Genomic DNA, 6,256 nt, shown 5'->3' on the forward strand with positions numbered 1-6,256 from the left:
GAAGAGGAGTTGCAATGTAAAGCCCGACCCTGAGGTTCTGGTATTTATAATTATATCAAATCTTCTTTCCCAAAGCAGATTCCTAAATTATTATTATTTAATGGTTTATAACCTTATCGGGTTATTGTAATGTGTTATTTTTTATGGGATTATAGTTTTATATTTGTCCGATTTAAAATTCTTAATTAATACAAAATGAAAAAAATATTTATAGCGATTGCAGTTTCATTGGCTGTGATTTCATGTAAGCAAGAGGCGAAAGAAGTGAAAACCGAAGCTGAAGTTACAGATGCGAGTCAATACGAATCTTTTGGTGCGGAGATTTCTCCTGAAGGTGCAATTTCATCAGAAGAAATGTTGAAAAAATATGATGAAATGGCAGTAGGTGATTCGGTTCAAATTGCTTTCAAAGGAAAAGTAAATTCAGTTTGTCAGGCAAAAGGATGTTGGATGAAATTGGACTTGGGACAGCCTGAAAAAGAATCTTTCGTGAAATTCAAAGATTATAAATTCTTTGTGCCTATGGATGCCGCTCAAGCCGATGCTGTAATCAAAGGTTGGGCTTACAAAAGCGAAACTTCGGTAGATGAATTGAAACATTATGCAAAAGATGCAGGGAAATCTGACGAAGAAATCGCTGCAATTACGGCTCCAAAAACTGAATATACTTTTATGGCAGACGGAGTTTTACTCAAGAAAAAAGGGTAAATGAAGAAAATTATCGGGATATTTATTTTAGGTTATCTGTTTTTTCCGGCTTCTTGTAACAAAGATGAGGGAAAGAAACCTGAAAAAAAACAAAGCAGTTTCAAGGAAATTTATGAGTTTTCTGAAATGGCTTTGCTCATGGAAGATATGTATTCCGATATGGAAAAAATACGTCCCAATGTTATTGAAAACAAGAACATTGGGGCTTTACCTCCTAATTTGATTAAAATCCATACAGCCAAAATGACCAATACTTTTGAGCGTACTTTTGAGTTTGAAAGATTTGCTAATTTATTGATTGAAACTCAGAAGCAGTTGTATGATAGTAAGTCAAATGTAAAAAAGGTTGACTTATACAATAATGTAGTAAATGCTTGTTTGGTTTGCCACAAATCTCCTGTAGGCTGCGATGGACCGATTCCCAGAATCCAGGGATTGTTGATTAAATAGATTTTAAATCAATTTCAGATTCCAAAACAAGTTTGATGTTTTCGTAAGTTTGGTTCATCAAAAATGGAATTTCTTCTAAAGATTTCCACTTTGCAATTCCGATTCCTTCTTCGATTTGCGGAATCAATTTTTCATTTCCATCATAAGACATTTCGTACCAAAAAGTTGACTTTAAATGAAGTTTTGTATCGAAATAAATATGGTAAGTATTGGTAATGAATTTTAAAATTTTAAGGTTCGTAACGCCGCATTCTTCTTCAACTTCCCTTATTGCAGCAAGTTCTGTCGTTTCTCCTACTTCTACTTTGCCTTTTGGCAAATCCCATTTTTCCAGTCTGTAAATGAAAAGAATTTCGTTCTGAGTATTTTTTACCAAACCGCCCGCAGCTTCTAAATAATGAAAATGATTCAAAAATTTATTCCAAAGCATTTCCAAATTGTGGTAATAAATGTGAACGTGCGAAGCATCACCATTTTTTAATAAAGCCAATGCTTCGTCAAACTGTCCTTCTCCTATGAAATTCAGGTTTTTAGCATCTTGCACAGGTTTTTCTGATAAGGTAAGGGGTTTCTCATAATAAAAAACTTTGTACATTTGAAAAACGGTTTGTCACAAATATAATAAAATTCAAAACAATGAACGTAAGTACAGAGAAAGTAAGGTTTTCGAAAAATCAGGAAGATGCATTTGAATTTCTTTCGGACATGAATAATTATCGTCAATTAATGCCGGACGATACCAAATCTTTTGAAATCCATGAGTCTGGAAATGGATTTGCCGTTCAGATTGGAAGTTTGCCAAAAGTAGGGATGAAATTGAAAGAATCTACAAAACCTTCTCAATTGATTTTTGAATCTCCCAGCCCAAATTTTGAGTATTATTTAAAAATAAATATCGAGCCATTGGATGAAAATTCATCTGAAATTCAATTGGATTTTGAGGGGAAATTTAATATGATGATTGAAATGATGGCGAAAGGACCGTTGACCAATTTCATCAATACAATTTCTACAAAATTAGGCCAGATTTAGTCTGCCCAAAATTGGCTGTGGATTATGTAACCTGCTTTTGAAAAGGCATTCAAAATTTCATCACGCAAATTTTCGTTATCTTTTTCTTTATTAATTTCAGTGAAAAAAAGATGGTAATTATAAATTTGATTTGAAATTTCTTGTCCTTTTACGTCAGTTTTAATCGTCGTGACTTTTACAGCATCTTTTTCAGTTTCAAAAATGATGTTGATGTCTTTCACAAACCCAGTAACTTTATCCAAAGAAACTTCTTGGGTAATGAATTCGGTTTCCTCAGTTTCAAAATTATATTTAGAAACTTGAAATCTAAGCACCTTATTTTCATCAATAGAAAATGGGTTTATTAACTTTAATGAATCACCAACTCCGGGGTAATGTTTAATTTCTTTTCTGAGTTGTTCGTTGAGAAGTTTTGTGATTTGTTTTTCCTGAGCCGATAAAATTATAGTACAAAAAATCAGAATCAACAGTAGTTTAGTTTTCATTTTTAGTATTTTAAATTATTTTAAATCAGAGTAATACTTTCTTTTTTGGATGAAATATTGATAAGGAACAGATTTTATTTTGTAATAATTTTTAATACCCGGCTTTCTGATTTTGATGTAATGAAATAAATTTTTGTAAAATCCGAAATGAGAGTCCAAAACTGCCCACAAATGCGGAAATCCTTCATAAATGAGAAAAACAATTCCCGTCAAACCATCAAATGACAGTCTCGCAAAAACGAACGGAAATGCTTTCCACTCAGGTAAATTTTTGACCAGCATCCAAAGGCTGTTTCTGAAATTCAGATAAGTTTTTCTAGGATGACTATTTTTCAAAGTCCCTCCTCCCAAATGATAAACCGTTGATTGTCCGCAATAATAGACTTTTTTTCCGGAATTATTTATACGCCAGCAAAGATCTATTTCTTCCATGTGTGCAAAAAATCCTTCATCAAAGCTACCGACTTCATCAAAATTTTTTTTTCGGACAAACATACAAGCACCGCTTGCCCAAAAAGTTTGAATCGTATCGTTGTATTGACCTTTGTCTTCTTCCAACGTCCAGAAAACACGACCACGACAGTAAGCATAACCCCAATTGTCAATGAAACCACCTCCGGCTCCGGCATATTCGAAATGAGTGGGATTTTTATAATCTAAAATTTTGGGTTGGATGGCTGCGATATTTTCATCTTGCTGAAATAAATTCAAAACAGGCTGAATCCAGTTCGGCGAAACTTTCACGTCTGAATTTAATAAACAAAAAATATCGGGTGCCGGATGCTGGATGCTGGATGAGATTATTTTTTTTATACCTTCATTATATCCTTTCGCATAACCGAAATTTCCTTCATTTTGAATGATTTTCACAGAAGGGAAATTTGAATTTAAATAAGAAACAGAATCATCGGTCGAAGCATTGTCGATGACATAAACTTCTGCTTCAGCAGAGTTTTCTACGACAGAAGGCAGGAATTCTTCGAGCAATTTTCTGCCGTTCCAGTTCAATATAGCGATGGCTGTTTTCAATAGTCGATGCCTTTTTTAAATTTCCAGCGTTTGTGGCTCCACAGCCAATTGTCGGGATTTTCTTTAATGGTTTCTTCCAAGTTATGAAAAAATTTATGCACGATTTCCATCGGTTCGTAATTTTCTCCTTCAGGTAAAATTCGTTCAAAAGTCGTATGGTAATAACCTTGTTTTACTTTTACCATTTTACAAAAAATAACCGCCATTTCCTTTTTGATAGCCAATTTGTCAAATCCAACAAATACAGGAGTTTCTTGATTCAAAAATTTTAAACTGTAATGAATTGCTGATTTTTTGGGACTTTGGTCTGCTACGAAAAGGTAAGCATGTTCGCCATTATTGGGTGTGCTCATCATGTAACGCGGCGTATTTTTCATATCAAGGGGAATGGTTCCAAATTTGCCACGAATTTGGTTAATTCGTTCCTCCCAAAACTTGCTGCGAACCTTGTGGTAAACCGCAACAGTTTTTTCAGTTCGTAGATTGGGTGCTAGTCCCACAAACCATTCCCAATTGAAAACATGACCCGCCATCAAAATGACGTCTTTTTGTACGTTTTCACATTGTTTGAAAATATCTAAATTGCTGTAGGTATGTCTCTTATTTAACTCTTCTTGAGAAATGGAAAAACTCTTGAGGGTTTCAACCATATATTCTGCAAAATTTTTGTAGAATTTTTTTTGAATTAGTTTAATTTCAGCTTCTGATTTTTCCGGAAAAGAATTTTTTAAATTGTTGTAAATCACTTTTCTGCGGTAGCCAATTACATAATTTAAAAGAATGTAGATGAACCATGAAAATCCATAAAGAATCTGAAATGGCAAAAGGGAAATTGCATATAATATAGCGTAAAAAATGCGGTTCATGAATTTAATTCAGAATTAATCTTCAAATTTAAGGCATTCTTTCCAAATTGGCTCATTGGGCGGCGGCGCAGTAATTTCTACAATTTCTTTTGTTACAGGGTGCCCAAACGAAATTTTTCTTGCATGAAGAGAAATGCTTCCGTCAGGATTGGAACGTTTTGCACCATACTTCAAATCGCCTTTGATGGCATGCCCCATGAAGCTCAACTGGGCACGAATTTGATGAGAACGCCCTGTAAACAAATCTACTTCGACGAGCGAATAATTATCCAAATGACCTTTTAATTTATACTCAAGAATTGCAATTTTTGCATCTTTTGTTGGACTGGTATAAACGGTTGTTTTATTATTTTTCGGATTTTTTTTGAGGTAATGTTCCAATCTTTCAAATTCCTTTTCAGGTTTTTTTTCGACAATTGCCCAATAAGTTTTTTGCACGTCACGACCTTTGAAAATCTCATTCATCCTTGTCAAAGCCTTGCTTGTTTTGGCAAACATCAAAATTCCGCTTGTCGGGCGGTCCAATCGGTGAATTAAACCCAAATAAACATTTCCTGGTTTTTTGTCTCTTTTTTTGATAAATTCTTTGAGTGTATCGATGAGAGAAGCATCTCCGGTTTCATCGCCTTGAGCGAGTTCGCCGGCTTTTTTGTTGATGACCAAAAGATGGTTGTCTTCGAAAAGTATTTCGGGTTTCAAATTAAATTTTTATTAGAATTAATATTGTTCATTTTCATTTGGAAAATTTACACTTTTCACATCCGCTACGTAGTTATTAACGGCTTTTGTGATTTCATCGTATAAATTCAAATATTGTCTGAGGAATTTTGGTTTGAATTCATGTGTCATCCCCAACATGTCGTGTACAACCAAAACCTGCCCGTCACAATGCGGTCCCGCACCAATTCCAATTGTAGGGATGGAAATATTTTCTGTTACTTTTTTTGCCAATTGAGCCGGAATTTTTTCCATCACAACAGAAAACGCACCTAGTTCTTCCAATAATTTTGCATCGCTCATCAATTTTTCTGCTTCGGCTTCTTCTTTAGCACGCACTTTATAAGTTCCGAATTGATAAATGGATTGCGGCGTTAAACCTAAATGTCCCATGACAGGAATCCCTGCATTTATAATTCTTTTGATTGATTTTTCAATTTCAATTCCACCTTCCAATTTTACAGCATGTGCGCCCGATTCTTTCATAATTCTAACCGAAGAATCTAATGCTCGCTGCGGGTCTGACTGATAACTTCCGAACGGTAAATCAACCACAACCAAAGCTTTTTTAGCAGCTCGAACAACAGATTGTGCATGGTAAATCATTTGGTCAAGCGTTATTGGAAGCGTGGTTTCATGACCTGCCATGACATTGGAGGCAGAGTCACCAACCAAAATAGCATCAACTCCACCGGCATCAACCATTTGCGCAATTGTGAAATCATAAGCAGTCAACATGGTAATCTTTTCTTTAGATTTCATGCTTCTTATGGTTTCAGTAGTAATTCGTTTTATTTCTTTATTGATGGACATTCGTTTAAATTTCAGCTAAGATAAAGTTATTTCGTGTGAAAGTATTACTTTTGCTAAGCCAAAATTTTATCTATGAAAATAACAGTAGTCGGGACAGGATATGTCGGGTTAGTGTCTGGGACGTGTTTTGCGGATGTTGGAATTGATGTAGTGTGC

Annotated in this window: 10 protein-coding genes; 4 read left to right on the forward strand and 6 right to left on the reverse strand. The window is 34.7% G+C overall.

The window, feature by feature from the left end:
• Positions 1 to 195 precede the first annotated feature (195 nt).
• Both B8977_RS14790 and B8977_RS14795 read left to right on the forward strand, forming a co-directional pair.
• The gene (locus B8977_RS14790) at positions 196 to 708 is read left to right on the forward strand and encodes a DUF4920 domain-containing protein (RefSeq protein WP_084019058.1); all 513 of its coding nucleotides are present in this window, start codon (positions 196 to 198) and stop codon (positions 706 to 708) included.
• Entirely contained in the window at positions 709 to 1,158 is a 450-nt protein-coding gene (locus B8977_RS14795) for a hypothetical protein (protein WP_084019059.1), read from the forward strand.
• Here B8977_RS14795 and B8977_RS14800 read toward each other — a convergent pair.
• Entirely contained in the window at positions 1,151 to 1,753 is a 603-nt protein-coding gene (locus B8977_RS14800; protein WP_084019060.1) for an NUDIX hydrolase, read from the reverse strand. The genes B8977_RS14795 and B8977_RS14800 overlap by 8 nt on opposite strands.
• Positions 1,754 to 1,794: 41 nt before the next feature.
• Between B8977_RS14800 and B8977_RS14805 the strand changes: the two genes are divergently transcribed.
• Positions 1,795 to 2,190 carry an SRPBCC family protein gene (locus B8977_RS14805; protein ID WP_084019061.1) on the forward strand — a complete coding sequence of 132 codons (396 nt, stop codon included), beginning with the start codon at positions 1,795 to 1,797 and terminating at the stop codon, positions 2,188 to 2,190.
• On the opposite strand, the gene B8977_RS14810 is transcribed toward B8977_RS14805, so the two are convergent.
• Genes B8977_RS14810 through panB form a run of 5 tightly spaced genes read right to left on the reverse strand, consistent with a single transcriptional unit; the run spans position 2,187 to position 6,100 of the window.
• Complete coding sequence (locus B8977_RS14810; protein ID WP_084019062.1) at positions 2,187 to 2,675, reverse strand: hypothetical protein; 489 nt, start codon at positions 2,673 to 2,675, stop codon at positions 2,187 to 2,189. The two genes, B8977_RS14805 and B8977_RS14810, sit on opposite strands and share 4 nt — an antisense overlap.
• A 15-nt stretch (positions 2,676 to 2,690) precedes the next feature.
• Positions 2,691 to 3,704, reverse strand: coding sequence for a glycosyltransferase family 2 protein (locus tag B8977_RS14815; RefSeq protein ID WP_084019063.1), 1,014 nt, complete (start codon positions 3,702 to 3,704; stop codon positions 2,691 to 2,693).
• Positions 3,701 to 4,570, reverse strand: a complete 870-nt coding sequence (locus tag B8977_RS14820) for a lysophospholipid acyltransferase family protein (RefSeq protein WP_084019064.1) — start codon at positions 4,568 to 4,570, stop codon at positions 3,701 to 3,703. Before B8977_RS14820 ends, B8977_RS14815 begins: the two co-directional genes overlap by 4 nt.
• 15 nt (positions 4,571 to 4,585) lie before the next feature.
• On the reverse strand, positions 4,586 to 5,269 hold the full coding sequence (locus B8977_RS14825; RefSeq protein ID WP_084019065.1) for an RluA family pseudouridine synthase: 684 nt from the start codon (positions 5,267 to 5,269) through the stop codon (positions 4,586 to 4,588).
• A gap of 18 nt (positions 5,270 to 5,287) precedes the next feature.
• The gene (gene panB / locus B8977_RS14830; RefSeq protein ID WP_084019066.1) at positions 5,288 to 6,100 is read right to left on the reverse strand and encodes a 3-methyl-2-oxobutanoate hydroxymethyltransferase; all 813 of its coding nucleotides are present in this window, start codon (positions 6,098 to 6,100) and stop codon (positions 5,288 to 5,290) included.
• 72 nt (positions 6,101 to 6,172) lie between these two features.
• Between panB and B8977_RS14835 the strand changes: the two genes are divergently transcribed.
• The coding region (locus B8977_RS14835) for a hypothetical protein (RefSeq protein WP_143736521.1) at positions 6,173 to 6,256 on the forward strand (84 nt) is incomplete at its 3' end.

This window comes from Moheibacter sediminis (assembly GCF_900176425.1).
GTDB lineage: Bacteria > Bacteroidota > Bacteroidia > Flavobacteriales > Weeksellaceae > Moheibacter > Moheibacter sediminis.

What these genes read in the sequence shown, in the direction of transcription:
- panB (WP_084019066.1), bottom strand. Translation starts at nt 6,100, where the DNA reads ATGTCCATCAATAAAGAAATAAAACGAATTACTACTGAAACCATAAGA.
- B8977_RS14810 (WP_084019062.1), bottom strand. Translation starts at nt 2,675, where the DNA reads ATGAAAACTAAACTACTGTTGATTCTGATTTTTTGTACTATAATTTTA.
- B8977_RS14790 (WP_084019058.1), top strand. Translation starts at nt 196, where the DNA reads ATGAAAAAAATATTTATAGCGATTGCAGTTTCATTGGCTGTGATTTCA.
- B8977_RS14820 (WP_084019064.1), bottom strand. Translation starts at nt 4,570, where the DNA reads ATGAACCGCATTTTTTACGCTATATTATATGCAATTTCCCTTTTGCCA.
- B8977_RS14795 (WP_084019059.1), top strand. Translation starts at nt 709, where the DNA reads ATGAAGAAAATTATCGGGATATTTATTTTAGGTTATCTGTTTTTTCCG.
- B8977_RS14805 (WP_084019061.1), top strand. Translation starts at nt 1,795, where the DNA reads ATGAACGTAAGTACAGAGAAAGTAAGGTTTTCGAAAAATCAGGAAGAT.
- B8977_RS14800 (WP_084019060.1), bottom strand. Translation starts at nt 1,753, where the DNA reads ATGTACAAAGTTTTTTATTATGAGAAACCCCTTACCTTATCAGAAAAA.